General features: G+C 51.8%; 15 protein-coding genes. 10 read left to right on the top strand and 5 right to left on the bottom strand.

The window, feature by feature from the left end; translation table 11 throughout:
• Positions 1 to 62 precede the first annotated feature (62 nt).
• The 4 genes from crtB to HJG54_RS07350 all read left to right on the top strand — a co-directional run bounded on the left by crtB (position 63) and on the right by HJG54_RS07350 (position 5,377).
• The gene (gene crtB / locus HJG54_RS07365) at positions 63 to 992 is read left to right on the top strand and encodes a cyanoexosortase B (protein WP_316434214.1); all 930 of its coding nucleotides are present in this window, start codon (positions 63 to 65) and stop codon (positions 990 to 992) included.
• Positions 993 to 1,011: 19 nt separating this feature from the next.
• Positions 1,012 to 1,830 (top strand): cyanoexosortase B system-associated protein, encoded by an 819-nt coding sequence (locus HJG54_RS07360; RefSeq protein WP_316434212.1) that lies wholly within the window; start codon positions 1,012 to 1,014, stop codon positions 1,828 to 1,830.
• A 115-nt stretch (positions 1,831 to 1,945) separates the two neighbouring features.
• Positions 1,946 to 3,157 (top strand): polysaccharide biosynthesis/export family protein, encoded by a 1,212-nt coding sequence (locus tag HJG54_RS07355; protein WP_316434211.1) that lies wholly within the window; start codon positions 1,946 to 1,948, stop codon positions 3,155 to 3,157.
• A 9-nt stretch (positions 3,158 to 3,166) separates the two neighbouring features.
• Positions 3,167 to 5,377: a polysaccharide biosynthesis tyrosine autokinase gene (locus HJG54_RS07350; protein WP_316434210.1), complete on the top strand. Its 2,211-nt coding sequence runs from the start codon at positions 3,167 to 3,169 to the stop codon at positions 5,375 to 5,377.
• A 224-nt stretch (positions 5,378 to 5,601) separates the two neighbouring features.
• On the opposite strand, the gene HJG54_RS07345 is transcribed toward HJG54_RS07350, so the two are convergent.
• The gene (locus HJG54_RS07345; RefSeq protein WP_036005727.1) at positions 5,602 to 5,916 is read right to left on the bottom strand and encodes a DUF3067 family protein; all 315 of its coding nucleotides are present in this window, start codon (positions 5,914 to 5,916) and stop codon (positions 5,602 to 5,604) included.
• Between the two features lie 243 nt (positions 5,917 to 6,159).
• Here HJG54_RS07345 and HJG54_RS07340 point away from each other — a divergent pair, with 243 nt between their 5' ends.
• On the top strand, positions 6,160 to 6,522 hold the full coding sequence (locus HJG54_RS07340; RefSeq protein WP_316434209.1) for a hypothetical protein: 363 nt from the start codon (positions 6,160 to 6,162) through the stop codon (positions 6,520 to 6,522).
• Here HJG54_RS07340 and HJG54_RS07335 read toward each other — a convergent pair.
• Positions 6,519 to 7,202, bottom strand: coding sequence for a ComF family protein (locus HJG54_RS07335; RefSeq protein WP_316434208.1), 684 nt, complete (start codon positions 7,200 to 7,202; stop codon positions 6,519 to 6,521). The genes HJG54_RS07340 and HJG54_RS07335 overlap by 4 nt on opposite strands.
• Before the next feature lie 336 nt (positions 7,203 to 7,538).
• Here HJG54_RS07335 and infC point away from each other — a divergent pair, with 336 nt between their 5' ends.
• The 5 genes from infC (at position 7,539) to HJG54_RS07310 (ending at position 14,130) form a co-directional block, all read left to right on the top strand.
• Positions 7,539 to 8,066, top strand: coding sequence for a translation initiation factor IF-3 (gene infC, locus HJG54_RS07330; protein WP_106406778.1), 528 nt, complete (start codon positions 7,539 to 7,541; stop codon positions 8,064 to 8,066).
• A 404-nt stretch (positions 8,067 to 8,470) separates the two neighbouring features.
• A complete protein-coding gene (locus tag HJG54_RS07325; protein ID WP_316434207.1) occupies positions 8,471 to 11,386 on the top strand; it encodes an MFS transporter in 2,916 nt (971 codons plus the stop codon).
• Positions 11,387 to 11,401: 15 nt separating this feature from the next.
• Positions 11,402 to 11,860, top strand: coding sequence for a Crp/Fnr family transcriptional regulator (locus HJG54_RS07320; RefSeq protein ID WP_316434206.1), 459 nt, complete (start codon positions 11,402 to 11,404; stop codon positions 11,858 to 11,860).
• Between the two features lie 128 nt (positions 11,861 to 11,988).
• Complete coding sequence (locus HJG54_RS07315) at positions 11,989 to 12,480, top strand: DUF427 domain-containing protein (RefSeq protein WP_036005740.1); 492 nt, start codon at positions 11,989 to 11,991, stop codon at positions 12,478 to 12,480.
• 630 nt (positions 12,481 to 13,110) lie between these two features.
• Positions 13,111 to 14,130 (top strand): calcium-binding protein, encoded by a 1,020-nt coding sequence (locus HJG54_RS07310; RefSeq protein ID WP_316434205.1) that lies wholly within the window; start codon positions 13,111 to 13,113, stop codon positions 14,128 to 14,130.
• 215 nt (positions 14,131 to 14,345) lie between these two features.
• Here HJG54_RS07310 and glgA (HJG54_RS07305) read toward each other — a convergent pair whose 3' ends face one another.
• The 3 genes from glgA (HJG54_RS07305) to glgA (HJG54_RS07295) form a co-directional block, all read right to left on the bottom strand.
• A complete protein-coding gene (gene glgA / locus HJG54_RS07305) occupies positions 14,346 to 15,821 on the bottom strand; it encodes a glycogen synthase GlgA (protein ID WP_316434204.1) in 1,476 nt (491 codons plus the stop codon).
• Positions 15,822 to 15,982: 161 nt separating this feature from the next.
• Complete coding sequence (gene trpD, locus HJG54_RS07300) at positions 15,983 to 17,089, bottom strand: anthranilate phosphoribosyltransferase (RefSeq protein WP_316434203.1); 1,107 nt, start codon at positions 17,087 to 17,089, stop codon at positions 15,983 to 15,985.
• A gap of 8 nt (positions 17,090 to 17,097) precedes the next feature.
• Complete coding sequence (gene glgA / locus HJG54_RS07295) at positions 17,098 to 18,564, bottom strand: glycogen synthase GlgA (protein WP_316434201.1); 1,467 nt, start codon at positions 18,562 to 18,564, stop codon at positions 17,098 to 17,100.
• Positions 18,565 to 18,914: the final 350 nt, after the last annotated feature.

The raw sequence follows: 18,914 nt of genomic DNA, 5'->3' as shown, positions 1-18,914 counted from the left end.
TCAATCGCATTTCTAGGGCATTCTAAGGAAGCTGCAATCAAGCCAAATGCCTCCGAACAATCATGCAGATTAGCCGCAAGCTGGTGTTTATTTTTGAGCGTTTTCAGCGTCATTATCCTGAAACAGCAATCGGGGTAATATTGGTGCTGCTCTATGTTCCATTGCTACTGCACTGGGTTGATGGCTGGCTCAACAAAAGCATCAGCACCGAGCATGAGTATTTCAGCCACGGGTTGATTGGCTTGCCATTTGCGACCTATCTAGTCTGGCAAAACCGACAGCAATGGCAGCAGTTACCGAATCAAACTCACATGGCCGGATTAGGGCTGTTGGTGGTTGGGGTTGGCTGCTATCTGAGTAATTTGACTGACTTGGTGAATCTATCGCTGGTTGTCATCCTGGCTGGTCTCTGTCTGTGGTTCAAGGGTGTGCCGGGTCTGCGGCTTCAAGCGTTTTCGCTGCTGTTGGTTCTGTTAGCAACGCCGAATCAAATTCCCTACCTGATAGCACCCTACACGCTGCCGCTGCAACAGTTCATTGCTGGAATGGCTGGGTTTATTTTGTCCCAGATTGGTATGGAAGTGCGGGTAGATCAGATCTACCTGTTTGTGAATGACCGGATTGTTGAGGTAGCACCCTACTGCGCTGGCCTCAAGATGTTGTTCACTAGCCTGTATGTCGGCCTGATCTTACTCTACTGGACTGGAGCCTGGAAGTCTCGCACCAAGGTGATCTGGTTCTACAGCGGTGTGATTGCTCTGAGCGTAACGGCCAACATTATTCGCAATACGCTATTAACCTTCTTTCACGGTACTGGACAGGCGCAGGCATTTGATTGGCTACACGATGGTTGGGGCGGCGATCTTTATTCTACCGCCATGTTAGGGCTTTTACTTCTTCTTTTGCAAGGAATCAATCATTGGGTTGTCACAGATGAATTAATTCCTGCATTGGAAACGGAATCAGGTGATGCATTAGAGTCAGAAGCTTAAATTATTAGCGAAACAAATCATGCTGCCATCTCAACTTGATTCCTTCTATCGATCAACCTTGATCAAACAACTCGTCGTTTTAATGATTTTGGCAATTGCTTTAGCGGGTGCAGTTCCCAGCTACTTGACAAGTCAATGGCCTTGGCAAAAAGTACCAGAAATCATCCAACTCAAGCAACTCAAGGACATGCAAAAAAACGGTCTGTCGTTGCCGGGTTGGCAAACTCTCAGCCAAAGAACCGTCGAAATTGGCGGCCACAAATGGTCGGCGCAGGAAATTGTTCCAGCCACAGTAGATTCACAGATGGATTCACAAGTTAATTTGCAGGTGGATTCACAGCCCATTTGGCTATTGTTACGGCCCCAGACCTGGGCACGAGATTTGCCGCAGGTGGATTGGATGGATATCAATGGAGTGCGACGGTGGACGGCTGATTCACGCAAGACACTCGAATTTATGCTGCCCGTCGCTGGTAGTCAATCTCAGCCCAACCGAACCTACTCCGTAAAGACTCGATTCTTTCGCGGCTGGACCCAGCGACGAACCGATGCGGTGATGCAATGGTACGCTTGGCCAGATGGAGGCCATCCTGCTCCCAGTCACTGGTTCTGGGCCGATCAACTTCAGCAATTGCGTCATCGCCAGCATTTACCTTGGGTAGCGGTGAGCATCCAGATACCGATTAAGCCGCTGGGGGACATCGAGACGGCAGAAGCGGAAGCCAAAGCTTTGGCTCAGTTGGTGCAAACAACGCTGATGAAATCGCTGCGAAGAAACGACACAGTTGGGCAGGCAGACAGTTTTACCTCGATTTCCATGTCTACATTTGTATATTGATCTATCTATCTTCAGTTCACTGATTAATTAGTTTTAGCTTTCCAATTTGATCAGGGCTGTTCCGATTTTAATTTTTACAACTCCGTCAAGCTTCTAATTTGTTGACCTTGCCCCTATGGTTACCCTGTTACGTCCCGTTGTATCTCGATTCAGTCTCTGTGCCCTATCCTCGCTATACAGTGTTGTAGCTGCTTTGCCGAGCATCCTGCTTGGGATGATGTGGCACGCTCCTGTCGCTGCTCAAGCGATGCCTGTGATCGCCCAACCTGCCTCAACTCGTGCGCTATTAGAAGATGCCAGACGGCGTTTATTAGAGAATACACCTGATGCGGAACTCGGTGAAAATTCTGGTCAAGATGCCTTTGCTGCCTACCGGCTCGGTCCGGGTGACACGCTGTTTGTGAATGTGCTGCGCTTTCCTGACCTGTCGTTTCAAAACACGATTGATCTGGAAGGAAGCATGCTAATTCCCCTAGTGGGAGCCATGACGCTAGAAGGATTAACGGTCGCCGCAGCGCGGGAGCAAATTCGCATTGCCCTGGATCAGTTCATTGTTGATCCGCAGGTGGATGTGATTTTGATTGCTCAGCGTCCCGTGCAGGTAACGTTGTTGGGTGAGGTGGTTCGCCCTGGTTTGTATCCGTTGGCGGCTCCCCAACTTTCGGTAGCGCTGGTGTCGGCAGGAGGCGCCACCACAAGAGCCGATTTGCGGACGGTGCGAGTGCGTCGCCAGCTTGTGGATGGGTCGATTGTCGAGAAAGACGTGGATCTGTTTACGCCGCTGCAAACGGCCTCACCGATTCCTGACCTGCAATTGGCCGATGGCGATACGATTGTCGTCCCAACCTTAACTGCCAACGCTGACTACGACCGCAACCTGATTGCCCGTTCAACCCTGGCCCAGCCCCAAATCAACGTGCGCGTCCTCAATTACGCAACTGGAGCACGGGGCGGCGGCTCGATTGGCAGCGTCCAGCTACCAAATGGCAGTAGTTTTGTCGATGCCATATCAACGCTTTCCCTCGATCTTGGCAGTGCCGACCTGCGCAACATTGCCCTAGTCCGGTTCGATGTGCAACAAGGAAAGGCTGTGAGCCAGGAGCTAGATGGCAAAAAGGCTCTGATGGGCGATCAGTCGCAGAATCCGATGCTAGAGCACAATGACGTGATTGTCGTGGGACGCAATTTCGTAGCCCGTGTCACCTACGCGCTGAATAACTTTACCCAACCCTTCCGAGACATCTTGGGTTTCGTTCTATTTTTCCAATCGCTTGTGGATAGTGCATCCAACCTGTTTGCCCCTGCGGGAAGTTCATCCAAAGATTGAGTAAAAGCCATGATTCCCCCTTTTGTTAAACGATATGTGATTGCGCTAGAGCGGCATAAGTGGGCCGGTTTAGCGGGTTTTGTGTTAGTCAGCGGCATTTCGGGTGTAGTTGCAGCGATGCAATCGCCTCCGGCAGAGAGCTACCAAGCGCGCGGCATGCTAACCTACAGTGCTCCGCCTGACACCTTCTCGGCCACGGGGGCCGCCCTCCAGCAGCAAGGGCAGGCTGTGACCAAGGAGATTTTGCTGTCGGAAAACGTCCTGACAATCACGACCCAACGCTTACAAACCCAGCAAATCCCGGTACAGCCAGAGGAAATTCTGATAAAGGCCCGTGTAGTGATCGATGGTCCTATGACTGAAGGCACGACGCCACCCGCCAAAGAAAAAACTTCGTCAGGGCAGGGGCTGCGGGTTTTAGTGTCCTATCAGGACGGCAGGCGAGAGCGAGCGGTTGGCGTCACCAATGCGTTGATGGAGGCAATGGTCGAGCAGAGTCGTCAGTTCAATACGCAGCAGCTCGACCGGATTATCCAGAACCTGAATCAAATTCTGCCGAAGGTGGACCGGGAACTGCGACAGGCCGAGCAGAATCTGCAGCGCTATGTGCAGCGAGAAGGAACCGCCATTCAATCGGCAGAAAGCGGTAATCTCCTGCAAGCCTTGACTAGCAGCCAGCAACAGCAGCGCCAGTTGCGTCTAGAAATTGCCGGGATTGACGCCCAACTCCGCAGTTTGCAATCACGCCTCGGGATGTCTCCCGACGAAGCCTATGCTGCTTCGGCCCTCAGTGCCGATCCCATCCTTGCCGATCTGCGGGTCAAAATCTACCAGGCTGAGCAGCAGCAGCAGCTTCTCGCCAAAACCCTCCGCCCCAACCACCCGACAATGGTGGAGTTGCAAAATCAGCTTGATTCCTATGAAACCCTACTACAACAGCGCGTCACCGAGGTGATTGGCGGTGGCAAAGTAGCAGCTCCCCTACGAGCCAGTGAAGCAATTCGGCAAGCCAGCAGCCTGGATCCAGCCCGGCAAACCCTAGCCACGAACCTGATCAACCTGAAAACCCAGCGAGATGCCCTGCAACAAAAGCTCGCTAATTTGACCCGCTCTGAACAAGAGCTGCGGCAAGAGTATTCCAGCATTCCCAACAAGCAGCTTGAGCAACAGCGGTTGCAGCAGCAAGTGGCGCTGAAACAAACTTTCTTCGATCAGATTCAGGCACGCCTTGCCGATGCCCGGTTGGCTCAGGAAGAGGCAGTCGGTAGTTTGGTGGTGGTGCAACCAGCCCAAGCCGAACTGATTCCTCAAACCGGGCTGAGTAGCCTGGTGATTTTGCTGGTGGGTAGCGGTGTTGGCGTACTGGTTGGGGCCGGATTGGTGCTGCTGTTGGGCGCGCTCGATTCTACTTTCTACACCGTGGAAGATGTCCAGGGTGCACTTAAACAAGAAGAAGTCCCTGTACTGGGCATTCTACCCCTCTTGCCAGACGAAACCGATTGGGTGCCTGTGGTGGCTGAACCGGGATCGCCGTATCTAGAAGCCTACGAACGGCTGCGCAGTACGGTACGGCGGATCGGCGGCGGCAAAGCGCTGAAGGTGATGCTGTTGACCAGCACCATCGGCGGAGAAGGTAAGACGGTAACGGCCTACAATCTAGCGATTGCCTCAGCCAGGGCTGGAAAACGGACGCTGTTGATTGAAGCCAATCTGCGAGCCGCTTCCCAAGTTCAGGCATTCAAATTGGCCGTCGATCCCGAGAGCTTGGTCGAACCCCTGCGCTATTACGGCAATCTAAGCGACTGTGTTCGGTTAGTGCCAGAGATTGAGAACCTCTATGTAGTGCCCAGTGCCGGCCCCCAGCGCCATGCGGCAGCCATTCTAGAGTCGAGCGAGATGCGGCGATTGCTAGAGGATGCGCGCGGACGCTTCGATCTGGTGATTCTTGATACGCCTGCCCTTAACCGCTGCAATGATGCCTTATTGCTAGAACCCTATACAGACGGCATTGCCCTAGTCACCCGTCCCGGCTACACCGAAGAAGGGCTGTTGAATGAAACAGTGCGAGAATTCGTCGAATCCGACCAAATTCGCTTTTTGGGGGCCATGATCAACGCTGCCGAAATCCCGCTTCAGGAGCCACTGCTGCCTGCAGACGAGGAAGAAGATCCAGAGGATTTGCCGGATCAGGAGCGGGAAAGAGTGCCAATTGCTTCATGATGCTATTCTCCATAGCTGCAGAATTAGTCTTCATTCCAGCCAAATAGCAAGACGGCGAGGCTGAAAGCGGCGATTGTAAAAATTGTCATGTAAACGGCAGTAGTCACCTGTATCTCTCCTAATCGTTGTCATCAAGAAGAATGAGCAATAGAATGCTCTTGGCTGCCATTGTCTACATACAATTGTGAAATTATCGTGTAAGTAAGCCTGAAATTTCGCTGCGTCTACTGTTCTACAATCCACTCAGAAGCGCGTTCGCCTAGGTCAATAGGAATATTGACAGCCTTGCCTAAGCGGGGACGTTCTCGAGTTCGCGTTACAAAATTTTGCACTTGCGCGGTGCAGCCCCAGGCATTGATGTAGGTTGCTACTTCCTCCAGATGAGCCAGGTACTCTGCCTCTGTCATCGGAAAAGACGCCTGCTCCAAATACTTCCACATGATTTGCAGAAACACCTTGCCCTGGGTACGCCGCAATTGCACATCAAACGAACGGCCCCATTTACTTAGCAATAGCTGGTGCAACTCTTCTCCGGTCATAGTTTTCCTTCTCAATCCGCGCCCGCAAACCTGTGCCCTCTAAACGTTAGCTCAACGCATTATGTTTGAGAAGTACATTTAGGAGGAAGTAGCCAGCATCAAGCAAGAGGACTAGCTTTCCTACACTGGCGAAATCTTTTCACAGGCGACAATTTTACGTTGTACAAAAAAACGGGATTTTTTCAGCATCGAATGGCAACGACTCCGGTAGGATAAAAAAACATCTGGTTCGGATTGGCGGGCATGGAAATTCGAGAACAGCTAAACCGGCAGCGCGTGAAGCACATCGTCAATAGCTATCAGCTTGGCGGCAATGAGGACCATCGATTTGATCTGTACCTAGAAGAGTTGCTGCAAATTTATCCTCATGCGTTGATTGAGTTGGCATTGGTGGAAACCTTGATCGATCAATGGTTGATGGTGCCTCTAACCCGAGGCATGGAGTTCTTGATCCGCACCCACAGTAGGTTGAAGGATTGGGAAAACCAGCCAATTGTCAGCACGATCACGCCAGAGCAGTTTCAGCAGATTGCCGGACTCGACCCAGCCCCTATCTTCGGCACCACAAAATTAGCTTCCACTAGTTCGATTGCTCACCCCCTCTAAGCCTCTGTCCTGACAGACGATAGTGCCCTAGCCACGACCACAATGCCGTAGACCGAAATCTGATGGCGTCGCAATGTGTAGGCCGCCGCTCTCGCCGTTGCTCCAGTCGTATAGATGTCATCAAGCAGCAGCACAGCCTGTGGCGATTTTGTCTTGAACGGTTCACCCAGCTCAAAGGCTCCGGCCAAATTGTGCTCGCGGGCAGTGGCAGACAACCCAAACTGAGCCTCGGTGCTGCGACTGCGGATGAGGCCGTGGGATTGTAGCGGTAAGCCCGTGTGTTGACAGAATGCCTTTGCGATTAACTCTGCCTGATTAAACCCACGCTGCTGCTGTTTAGCGGCATGCAGCGGAATTGGTACTACCATCAGCGATTTTTTCTTCGACGCGGCAAAATTTAGCCAGAGCTGAGCCAGCTCATGCCCCAGAGGTTGGGCCAACCGGGTTTGCTGCTCGTATTTCAAGGCGGCAATCGCTCGTTTCAGAGCGCCACCATAGGCTCCCCAAGCTAAAACTGGTAGCGGCGGCTGCCAACCTTGCTCAGACCCAGCCAAGCGCAGGCAGTAAAGCCGCTGTTGACAGTCACAACAGAGCACTCGTGCCGTAGATCGCTGGCACAGCGGGCAAACTGACTCTAAACACAGTTCTGCTAATCCAAACAGGTTCCTCACCCATCGCATCCTTACTCCACCCTTCCCTTTATCTCCCTAACCGAACGACAGCTCCCACCCCTCACTCCCCCACCTTCCCTCGTTCGGCGAGGCTCACGAGCCGCATCTCCCCTACCTCCCCTACCCATCTTGGCCGCCAAACCTTAAATCATTCCCCGAAGCTAGACAGGAAGCCAGGCAACGTGGCTAGAATAACAGCATGTAACAAATCTATAGTTCCACTTCTAGCGGTGGGGCTTAACATGTTTGTTATCTACTTCAACCTTAGTAACGTTCAGCAATTTGTAATTACGAACTGCAACGCAATTCTTAACTGAAACAGAACAGCAAAAATATCAACTGCCCATGGCTCTGACCAAACCAAATCGAGACTTACCAACGATCAACGAACGGATTCGCTTTCCGAAGATTCGCGTGATTGACAGTGATGGGAGCCAGTTGGGGATCATGGCTCCTCGCGAAGCCCTCAGGATCGCAGAGGAAAAAGAGCTGGATTTAGTGCTCGTGAGTGACAAGGCTGATCCGCCCGTGTGTCGGATCATGGACTACGGTAAATTTAAGTTTGAACAAGAGAAAAAGGCGAGAGAAGCTCGCAAGAAGCAGCATACTTCCGATGTCAAGGAAGTAAAAATGCGCTATAAGATTGAGGATCATGACTATCAGGTACTGGTGAAGCGGGCCTCCGGCTTTCTGGGTGACGGCGATAAGGTCAAAGCGACTGTCATGTTCCGGGGTCGGGAGAGTCAGCACAGCGACCTGGCTGAGAGTTTGCTGATGCGCATGGCGAATGACTTGCAAAATGTGGCGGAGATCCAGCAGGCTCCCAAGCGCGAGGGCAAGAACATGATCATGATGCTCTCTCCTAAAAAGTAAATTACAGCAGCAAGTTACAAAAATAAGCTGCAAACTGGCGCTTTGCTCAATTTGTAAGTTCTGCCTCATGCTAATTCGCACGCTGGGGCAGAATTTTTTATTGCGGCTCAATCTTGAGAAATCGAGTTGGAAAATTTAGGGGCAATCTATTACCAAACCCAACGGCGCGGTTAGAATAACGGTTTTTGATTAGACAATAGATCAGGGTGCTGGGGGTGTACCCTTATACCGGCATCTGATTTACTGGGGATGATGTACTGAAGTGCTTTAGAGATGTAAGAAGGAAACGGAGCTGCATGAAGCGAGAACGGACGCCCGTTCCACAGCAGAAGAGGCAAAGGTCTGGGGGAAGATGGCTGAGTTGGTTGAATCTTCGCCCTGAGGAAAGTGAGCGCACCTTTTTGATGTTCGCTTTCTATACCCTCAGCTCAGTCGGAATTCTCTGGCTAGAGGTCAGCGTGGCAGCGCTGTTTTTGGGTGAATATGGGGCTGAGTCCTTGCCCTGGATCTACATCGCCAGCGCTGGGATCGGCACAGGGTTTGGGTTTCTCTACGCTTGGCTGCAAAAGTGGCTCCCCCTGCGGCAGGTGATTGTGATTACCGCTGGGTTGATGGCCGTGCCGCTGTTTTTGTTTCGCTTGGAGCTGCATCCTGCCCTGTTGGGAGGGTATACGATTTTTTTGATGCGGCTGTGGCTGGAAGCAATTTATGTGATTAACGAAATCAACACCTCGATTACGGCCAATCAGCTCTTTACAATTCGAGAAATTAAGCGCACCTACCCGTTGATTAGCAGCGGTATTTTGGCAGCGGATGTTTTGAGTGGTCTCTCCCTGCCCCTACTGCGCAGCGTGATTGGCTTAGGAAATGTGATTTGGTTAGCAGGAGCCATGCTGTGCGGTGGGGCCGCCATTTTGCTGTATCTCACACAGATATACCGACAGTTTTTTCCAGATGGATCCCGACGGCGCACTAGTGACAAACCGCCCGACTTTACCAACCGGCAAGTGCAGGGGCCATTGCGTCGCTACATCATTTGGGTGATTGTATTTTTTGTGCTGCTGCAAATCCTGTCGCTGCTGCTCGATTTTCAGTACCTAAGTCAGCTCGAACAAAACGTCAGCGTCGAAACAATCGCTGATTTTCTTGCCTTGTTTAGCGCCTGCTTGGGAATTTTGGAGCTGATTACTCAATGGTTTGTCTCAGGGCGGATGATCGAGCGGTTTGGTATTTTTCGGGTGGCTCAGTTTCCGCCGCTGCTGATTTTGCTGCTGAGCGGCCTGTCGCTGACTCGCTTGCTGCCGTTGTTTGTGGGTGTCATCCTGCTGAAGTTTGTAGATGAACTGTTGCGCTATACCCTCGTCGCTAGTACAAGCCCAGTGCTGTTTCAGCCGTTGCCAGAGGTGCAGCGGGGTCGAGTGCAGTCTCAAGTCAGGGGAATCGCCGAACCACTTGCTACCGGCTTGACTGGAGTTAGCATGCTGTTTGTGATTTGGCTGTTTCAAGGTCAGCTTTCCTGGTCAACTGCTGTAGCTCAACAGTGGCAAAGTGGCCTGTTTCTGGGCTGTACGGCTCTGCTGGCAGGGCTGTGGTGGTTGACGGTACATAAAATGCGGGCGAAATATCTGGAAGTGCTGGTACTCAGCGCCGATTGGGGCAAATTGAGCCTATCTCAGGTCGATGCCCAGCGGCTGAAGCGGGAGCTGAGGGAAGTGCTGAATCGTCCAGATAGCCAATTCGACAAGGATGCCTATATCGATTTGCTGATTCGCACCGATCCCAAAACCGCTAGTACGATTCTGGCTCCTCAACTGCTGAATCTATCGCCGGAACTTCAGCGACGCAGCCTGGAAGTGATGTTGAAGTATCCCGATCCGGCCTATGCTGGGGTGATCCAAACACTGATGGAACAGGCGTCTCGCCCCGACGTGTTGGCTGCCGCAATGCGCTACTTCTGGCTTACTGACCCAGTCCCGAATCTAGAGCGGTTGCGGCCCTACTGCCAGCTCGATGTTGATCCAGTAGTTCGCAGCACGGCAACGGCGTTGATGTTGCGCCTCGGCAATCCCCAGCAAAAGGCCGAAGCCACCGATATTCTGCGTCGTATGTTGACCCACAAGCAAGAGCAAGAGCGGCGGATGGGCTGCTTGGCGCTGGCCGATGCCCTTTATCTTCAGTCGTTGCGCTTGTATATTAGACCTCTGCTGCAAGATGAATCGCTGCCGGTGCGCTGTGCGGTTTTAGAAGCGATTGCTGCCACCCATGCCGAGGATTATTATCCGGCCCTGCTGCGGGGACTGTACTACCAGCCGACCCGGGAAGCAGCTCAGCAGGCCCTCGTCCGTTTAGAAAATGATGCGATCCCGCTACTGCAACGGTTAGCAGACAATGTCTATCAACCGACTGTGATCCGGAATCAAGCTTGGAGCACAATCGGGCAGATCGGGACGCCAGAGGCCATCCATATTCTCGTGACGCGCCTAATGACGAGCTGGGGACCAACCCGGAAAATACTGCTGCAAGTATTGCTGCGACTGCCGCAAGAACAAGGGATTGATGCGGTGGCCGATGAACTGGGCCGCAGTGGGATTGAGACCCTGATGATTCAGGAATTGCAGTTCTTGGCTCACATCTATGCCGCCCGCCTCGACCTAGCTACCAAATCGACCGCGAAAGAAATTGAGCTGTTGCACCGTGCTTTGCGTGGCTGCAAAATCGATGCGATTGAGCGCTTATTTTTGCTGATGCAGTTTTTATACGACTCTGACAAAATTCGAGCAGCAGCCTTCAATCTACAATCTGACTCTCGTGACGACCGGGCACGCGGGTTAGAAATTTTAGACAACACGCTAGATATTCCCAAAAAGCAAACCGTACTGCATATCTTGGACAGCGTGTCAAAACAGGAGAAACTGTGCTATCTGGCAGAATTCATTTCCTATCGGCCCATGAAGCCACAGCAGCGATTGCGGTATCTCCTGGACCTGCGCCATTTCCTATCGGACTGGGTGATTGCCTGCTGCTTTCATCTGGCTCGTCGCGCCCACTGGAAATTGACAGGCGAACAGACTCTAGCCTGTTTGCGATCGCCCACGGGCTTTGTTCGAGAGGCAGTGCTAGCCTACCTGAGGGCAGCCTCGCCCAAGGCGCTGGGTCAAGTTTTGCCGGCTCTATACAACGATCCAGACCCGCTTGTATTCGCTCAAGTTAGCCAAATGATGGCAGAATTGGGACTTGAACCACCTCCTAACCCAAAACCTCGCCCTCAGGCAACAGAACGAATCCTTGCCAATTTCGATTCTGACTTAGAGCTGATTTGAAGTCCTTCCATTGCTATGCTCACTAGCGTTCAGCGGCTATTGTTGATTCAGAAAGTGCCCATCTTCAAAGAACTGCGCGACGACTTTTTAGTGCGCTTGGCTGCCACCATGGAAGAGCTATCGTTTCCAGCAAAACACACGATTGTGAAACAGGGAGACGAAGGCCGCTCGCTCTATATTCTGGCCTCGGGACAGGTCCGGGTTCACATCGGCGACCGAGAGCTGGTAAAACTTAAAAAAGAAGATTGTTTTGGCGAAATGGCTGTTTTGGATGCCGAGCCCCGTTCTGCTTCCGTAACAACCCTAGAACCCTGTGAATGCTTGATGCTGACCCAACAGCAACTCTATGAGGCAATAGAAGAAACTCCTGGTGTCGCTGTCAACATTATTCGGTTGCTGTCACGGCGGATTCGAGAGCTGAACCAGCAAATTAATGCGCTAGAGTCGAGTGGTCAGGAGCGATCGCTGATCTGACGGGAGCAGTGAATAGGCGGAGGAGTGAGTAGATGGATAGATGGGTAGCTTTTTACTTGCTAGTGTGAAAGTGCTTTGGTTGAACTGCCCTGGTTAGTAAGAGTCGGTTGTAAAGCAAGGAGTATGCTGTGCGCGAACGAATTACCCCTGGCCCTGGACAGGAATCGGTATGGGATTATCCGCGTCCGCCTCGGTTAGAGGATTCCTCGAAACATATTCAGGTGATATTCAATGATGTGATGATCGCCGATACACAGCGAGCCAAACGAGTGCTGGAAACGAGCCATCCGCCGTCGTACTACATCCCACCGGAAGATCTTCGCCTGGAGTATTTTCATCGCACTACCCGCTCGACGTTTTGTGAATGGAAGGGGCAGGCTGCCTACTACACCATTCAGGTTGGCGATCAGCAGGCCGAAAATGCCGCCTGGTTTTATCCCAATCCCACCCCAGATTTTATTGGGATCAGAAACTACGTTGCCTTCTACCCCAGTCGGATGCAGTCCTGCTATGTGGATGGGGAACTCGTGCAGTCCCAACCTGGAGATTTTTATGGTGGTTGGATTACCAGCAACATTGTGGGACCGTTCAAGGGAGGTGCTGGAACCTGGGGATGGTGATGGCAAAAGTGAGTGGAGTAATTGATATCAAATTGAATTGAATTGAAGCAGTTCGCGTAGCCAATCTAGATTCGATTTCGCTCTAAATTCAAAGCGGCGTCAATGGGATGTATACGAATACAGTTGCTATATCAGATGCAGTTGTTATATCAGTACTTTCATGCAGCCTATAATCAACTTTGATTATTTCGAGAAAACTACCAGCGCAATTTTACGGTTTTTGCATCTTGTATGTTCGCAATGATTCACAAAAAACAAGTATTATTAGAACGTTTACGCATTTAGCCGCTTGCCACTCGATAGAAGTAATGCTAGGCAAGGCTCTAAAAGCATATCGCAAAGGCCATTTACAAAAAAAATTGACAGCGCTAATTTTTTTCCGGACCACTCAGCAGCTAGGTAGAACAATAAGTTGGTGGCTGTCGATACATTTCCGGCTGCATATACCAAAACCAAAAATCACCTCATAACTAGCTACCCAGCGAGTACGATTCTTTGACCAAGTGTTGTCGATTCATCCTTGGTTAAAGAATCTCTCCTGATGTTGTTGAGGCAATTCGCTCGTTACATCTTTGTGGATGTAGAACCACTTATCCTGAACATTAGCAGGTAGATAAAGGAGAAACTTTTATGACTACAGGCAGAACTATCATCGGTACAATCGGCAATGATACCTTGATAGGCACCCAGTTTGATGACGTAATCATTGGCAATGGGGGAAATGATGTCATTCGTGATCTGACGGGCGGGAACAACTCGATTGAAGCGGGAGATGGCAACGACTCGATTTCAACCGGCACAGGCAACGACACGATTCGCGCTGGTGCAGGAAATGATGTCATTAACGACCAAGGTGGCAACAACAACATCGACGGTGGCGATGGCAACGACCGGATCACGACTGGTGCTGGTAACGATGTGATCAATGGTGGTCTTGGAGATGACATTATCAATGCCGGTAATGGTTTCAACGACATTAGTGGTGGTGACGGCAACGACCGGATTACAACGGGTAATGGCAACGACTTGATTCGCGGTGGTTTAGGCGATGACGGAATTGCCAGTGGTGCTGGTAACGACCGGGTGTTCGGTGGTGATGGCCAAGATACCGTCAATGCCGGAACTGGTGCTGACACAGTCTACGGTCAATTAGGAGATGATTTCCTATTTGGCGAAGATGGTGGCGACTTCCTGTTTGGTGATGATGGCGCTGACCAGATCACAGGTGGATTCGGTGACGACTTCATGTCTGGTGGATTCGGTGACGACACGATCAACACCCATAGCGACGCTGTTGTTTCTTCGGTGCCTGAGAAGGATACGCTGTTTGGTGGAGTCGGTGCCGATGTCTTTAACCTCCAGTCTAACTATACGGCTGGCAAACAGCTCCCGACCTCCACTGGTGACCAGTCCTATGCAATCCTGCAAGACTTCAACCTGGGAGAAGGTGACACGCTGAATCTGATCGATCCCGTTGGCTCTTACACCTTCCTGCAAGGCGACTTCGATGGAGATGGCGTTGTCAGCGACACATTCATCACTCAATTCTTTACAAATGGGTCGATATTAACCCAGAATTTGGTTGCGATTGTGAGGAATGTAACTCCTCTCGATTTAACGACGTCAGGAGCGGTGAATCAGATTGTCTAATGATTGGAGTTATCCATTAGAGCAATTAATTTTACCAGTTTCGCACTTTTGCCAGTAGTTGAGACCATGCTCTAAAAATAGCTACTAGACAGGGGGCATAAGTCCCCTGTTTGTCCTGCTTAGCTGAATATTGAATTGAACAGGCGAGAGAAACATTGGCTGATAAAACGGTGTAGCCATGCAAGGCAAATTAGCCAGCGGGGGCGCGGTTTCTTTCAGCGATGGCGAATGAAATCGTAGATTTTCAGGTAATCTTCGCCGGGATGGTTCCAGGAATAGTCGTATTCCATACCCTGTTTGACAAGCTGACGAAATTCCTTCGGATAGTGGTACCATAGCCCAATGGCCCGATCCATTGCCGATTCTAGGGCTTGCTGGTCGGTTTGGTAGAACATATAGCCATTGCGCTCTTCCGGTTTGTGAAACTGGTCATGGTCACGGTCGAATACGGTATTGACCAAGCCCCCAACACCGCGCACGATGGGTACCGTACCGTATTTAAGACCGATCATCTGCGTCAAGCCGCACGGCTCGAAGTTGCTGGGCACCACGATCATATCGGCACCGGCATAGATCAGATGGGACAGCTCTTCGTTGAAGCCAAGCTCCAAATGCACATCGGGATTATTGTTTAAGAAGTTTTTCTCATGCCAGAACCAATTGTTGATACCCGGTTCCGTAGCCGACCCCAACAGCACAAACTGAGCATTGCGGTGCATGGCATAGTAGATGGCATGGTGGACTAAATGCACACCCTTTTGATCATCCAAGCGACCGATGTAGCAAATTAATGGCTTATTGTCCTGGGCCAACCACAGCCGTTCGCGCAGTGCCTTTTTGTTTTTCAGCTTTTCGTCAATGTTGGCTTGACCGTACTGATAGGGAATGTAGCGGTCGATTTCAGGATTCCAGACATCGTAGTCAATCCCATTGAGAATGCCGCCAAATTTATGCTGATGCACATGCAACGTATGCCCTAAGCCATAGCCGAACTCACCGTAATGGGCTTCCCAGGCATGGTGGGGCGAAACAGTAGTGACAAAGTTAGAGTAGACAATGCCGCCCTTCATAAAGTTGAGGGCAAAGGGATTGAAGTTATCCTGCAAGCGGTCGTACTGGAAATAGTAGGCTTCATTATTTAGCCCAGTAGCCCAGAGCACATTTGCGCCCGCAATGCCTTGATGCTTGAAGTTGTGGATGGTGTAGCAGACGCGCTGGTACTCCATGCCGTGATATTTGTAGATCTCAAACAGCAGTACCGGCACCAATCCGGTTTGCCAGTCGTGGCAGTGGATCACATCCGGCTTTTTGTGGCTGCGCTGCAAAAATTCCAGAGCGGCTTTACTGAAAAAGGCAAAGCGCAGGTGGTCGTCAAGCGCACCGTAGTAGCAGCCGCGATTGAAGAAATTATCCTGAGAGTGAGGTTCAATAAAGAAACAGAGCCGTCCATGCACCCAGCCGCAGTAAACCGTGCAGTGAACCACGCCATCGTACCAAGGCACAAACAAATCTTGATAGGCTTCGTGCAGTCCCCAGATATGGTCATAGCGCATGCAGTCATACTTGGGCAGAATAATTTCAACCGTATGACCGCGCAGTTCTAATTCCCGACTCAACCCATACACCACATCGCCTAAGCCTCCAGCCTTGATCACGGGGGCACATTCAGAGGCAATCTGCACGATGTACATCTTCACTCCTCACTCAGAGAAAATGACAATTAATCTTTACAAAACTATACAGGGAAAGTATACAGGCAATTGGGTCACGGTGCAGTAGTCGAAAGGGAGAGGCCAAGCAGGACTAGAGTATTCTCGCGAGAGAAGTTAGCTAGGCTGTTGGCCCCAACCCTCTACCCATGTAAAAAAGCAACTAGCTCTTCGAGTTTTCGCCAAGCTGCTCCACTTGCCAGGATCTCTTTCGCTAACGACACGCCCTGACGATAAACAGCGGTCGGATCGTCCGCATCAGCCGTGACTACACCCGCTACTTTCAGCGCTAGGGCGGCATTAACCGCAACCACATCCTGCTGAGCGGCTGTGCCTTTGCCCTGCAGAACGGCCTGCAAAATACCAGCATTATCCGCCACTTCCCCACCGCGCAGTTGATCTAACGATGCTGTCCCTAGCCCCAGAGCCTGCGGATCAAGCGCCATCGAGTGGATCTGCCCCTGCGACAGAACCGCCAGATCGGTGGCATCTGCCAACCCAACTTCATCCAGCTTTTCGCGCCCGTGCAGCACAATCGCTTCTTGACGGCCCAATTGCTGCAAGGCTTCAGCGACGATTGGCACCACGGCAGCATCAAACACTCCCATCACCTGACCGGTAATCGGCAGTGGGTTGACCAGAGGTCCCAGCAAGTTAAAGATGGTTCGCACCTTCAGGGTTTTGCGCAATGGAGCCACCGACTTGAGGGCCGGATGCCAGCCAGGAGCGAACAAAAACGTAATTCCCACTTCCTGCACGGCAGCAGCGATCCGTTCGGGAGCGGCAGCCAGATTGACACCCAGCGCTTCCAACACATCAGCCGATCCCACTTTGCTAGAGGCGGCTCGGTTGCCATGCTTTGCTACCGCCACACCGGCTGCGGCGGCCACAAAGGCCGTTGCCGTAGAGATATTAAAAGTAGAGGCTCGATCGCCACCCGTACCGCAGGTATCGATCAGGGGGTTGGGCAGCCCAGCGATGGGCAAATCTTTCGAGCGCGATTGGGATTGCAGCACCTGCGCCATCCCTGCCAACTCCGAGGCCGCCACTCCTTTCATTTGCAGCGCCGCCAAAATCGCTCCTGACAAAATCGATGGGATGGTCTCATCCAGCCAGCCTTGCATCAGGGTGGCAGCCTGAGGAGTGGTCAACGACTGTCGATCTAAAAGCTGCTGTAACAGCAAAGACCAGTCTTGGTCAGGGGGAGCATCGGCAGAAATCGAAGCTGGAGCCATGAAAGTATCAGTCATAGGGTCTGTTAGCTCACCAACTCAGGACGACGATCTTCTGGTGTTTCATCCTTCGGCTGGGTTGAGGTCGAGGCCGCGGTGGCAGCAGGCTCTTCTTCGGAGATGCCGAGGATGCAGCGGTAGGCAGTGATATATTCTTTGGCGGAATTCTCCCAGCTAAAGTCCTGAGCCATGCCGCGCTTTTGCAACTCTCGCCAATAGTCTTTGTACTGAAATCCTTCCCAGGCTCGTACCATGCAGGTGTACAAATCTAGAGGCTCATAGCGGTCGAAACAGTAGCCGGTGCCAGCACCTTTGGCGGGCTGATGGTGCTCAACCGTATCTACCAAGCCTCCTGTGCGCCGCACGATTGGGACACAGCCATAGCGCAGAGCCAGCATTTGGCTGATCCCACAGGGTTCAAACCGAGAGGGCATCAAAAAGGCATCGGAGCCGGCATAGATGCGGCGAGCCAGCGTGTCGTTGTGCAGCAAATAGGCCGAAACCCGTCCGGGATAGCGGGAGGCGATTTGCCAAAGCTGGGTTTCGTAATAGCGGTCTCCGGTGCCGAGCACGATAAACTGCGCGTCCGTATAGGCAATGAACCGATCCAGCATTTGCAGCACCAGATCCAAGCCTTTTTGCTCCACCAGTCGAGACACCATGCCGACTAAAAACGCCCCAGAATTGACTTCTAGCCCTAACTCGTCCTGCAAAGACACTTTGTTAGCCGCTCGCTGATTGAGCGTATCTGCCGTAAAGGTCTGGGTGATTACCCGGTCAGTGGCCGGATTGTAAAGGTCGCGGTCGATGCCGTTGAGAATGCCCAAGGTTTTGCCGCTGATATAGGACAACAGCCCGTCCAGTGCTTCGCCATAGGCTGGGGTTTTGATCTGCTCGGCGTAGGTGGGCGATACGGTGGTAACAATATCGGCAAACTGCACTGCTGCAGCCATCACATTATGGCCTTCCATGTACCACGGGCACCAGGTAATCTGCTCTAAGCGCCAGCGCCAGGGACCCTGGTAGGCCAGATTATGAATCGTGAAAATGGTTTTAATGTCGGGCGTTTCGTGCAGCCAAACCGGGATCATGCCCGCATGCCAGTCGTGGCAGTGCACTACCTCAGGCCGCCATTCGTAGTTCCAGCAAAACTCAGTCGCGCCGTTAGCAAATAGCGTAAACCGCCAATCTTCGTCTTCGCCAAAGTAGATGCGCCGGGGCATGAAGGAAGGGTGACCGAATAAATAAAGCGGTACATCCGTTCCAGGCAGCACCGATTCGTAAACGTAAAACTCCTGAAACATTGCCGTTCCCTTCCAAACCGGCTTCTCAGGAATTTTCATCTTGTCGGGCAGGAACCCATAGTAGGGCATGAAGATTCGGACGTCATGGCCCATTTTCCGCAAAACTTTGGGCAGTGCCCCTACCACATCTCCCATGCCGCCAACCTTAGCAATGGGAGCCGCCTCTGCTGCAACAAACAGAATCCGCATATTAATTCTTGTATCCCCTGAGAGTGGAGCCTGGATTGCGAACCTTACTACGGATGGAAACCGGGTTCGTTGCCAGTCCCTATCAAGTTTACAAGAATCTATAACATTCCTTCGCCAAAATTTCTGGCAAATTGATTGCGGCGAGTTCGCAGGAGTTCGGAGCCAGAAGCCAGGAGACAGGAGTTGGGGGTGACTGACCGACTTGATAGCCGCATCTGATGCTTTAACTGAAGCTGTTCTGACTGGCAGCACGCTAGCGGATCGAGAAGCGATTGGCTACCGTTGAATCCACGATTTATTAAAATTTTACCAAGGAGAACGGATACAGTACTGCTGCCCCCTATGCTTAA

The organism is Leptolyngbya sp. NK1-12 (assembly GCF_032598965.1).
GTDB lineage: Bacteria > Cyanobacteriota > Cyanobacteriia > Elainellales > Elainellaceae > Elainella.
Note: the sequence above shows the minus strand (reverse complement) of the source record. Positions and strands in the feature narration are given on the sequence as shown.

Bases quoted from the DNA above. Each gene is read 5' to 3' on its own strand.
- crtB (WP_316434214.1), top strand. From the start codon at position 63: ATGCAGATTAGCCGCAAGCTGGTGTTTATTTTTGAGCGTTTTCAGCGT.
- HJG54_RS07355 (WP_316434211.1), top strand. From the start codon at position 1,946: ATGGTTACCCTGTTACGTCCCGTTGTATCTCGATTCAGTCTCTGTGCC.
- trpD (WP_316434203.1), bottom strand. From the start codon at position 17,089: ATGACTGATACTTTCATGGCTCCAGCTTCGATTTCTGCCGATGCTCCC.
- infC (WP_106406778.1), top strand. From the start codon at position 7,539: ATGGCTCTGACCAAACCAAATCGAGACTTACCAACGATCAACGAACGG.
- HJG54_RS07360 (WP_316434212.1), top strand. From the start codon at position 1,012: ATGCTGCCATCTCAACTTGATTCCTTCTATCGATCAACCTTGATCAAA.
- HJG54_RS07325 (WP_316434207.1), top strand. From the start codon at position 8,471: ATGTTCGCTTTCTATACCCTCAGCTCAGTCGGAATTCTCTGGCTAGAG.
- HJG54_RS07350 (WP_316434210.1), top strand. From the start codon at position 3,167: ATGATTCCCCCTTTTGTTAAACGATATGTGATTGCGCTAGAGCGGCAT.
- HJG54_RS07320 (WP_316434206.1), top strand. From the start codon at position 11,402: ATGCTCACTAGCGTTCAGCGGCTATTGTTGATTCAGAAAGTGCCCATC.
- glgA (WP_316434204.1), bottom strand. From the start codon at position 15,821: ATGTACATCGTGCAGATTGCCTCTGAATGTGCCCCCGTGATCAAGGCT.
- HJG54_RS07335 (WP_316434208.1), bottom strand. From the start codon at position 7,202: ATGCGATGGGTGAGGAACCTGTTTGGATTAGCAGAACTGTGTTTAGAG.
- HJG54_RS07310 (WP_316434205.1), top strand. From the start codon at position 13,111: ATGACTACAGGCAGAACTATCATCGGTACAATCGGCAATGATACCTTG.
- HJG54_RS07340 (WP_316434209.1), top strand. From the start codon at position 6,160: ATGGAAATTCGAGAACAGCTAAACCGGCAGCGCGTGAAGCACATCGTC.
- HJG54_RS07345 (WP_036005727.1), bottom strand. From the start codon at position 5,916: ATGACCGGAGAAGAGTTGCACCAGCTATTGCTAAGTAAATGGGGCCGT.
- glgA (WP_316434201.1), bottom strand. From the start codon at position 18,564: ATGCGGATTCTGTTTGTTGCAGCAGAGGCGGCTCCCATTGCTAAGGTT.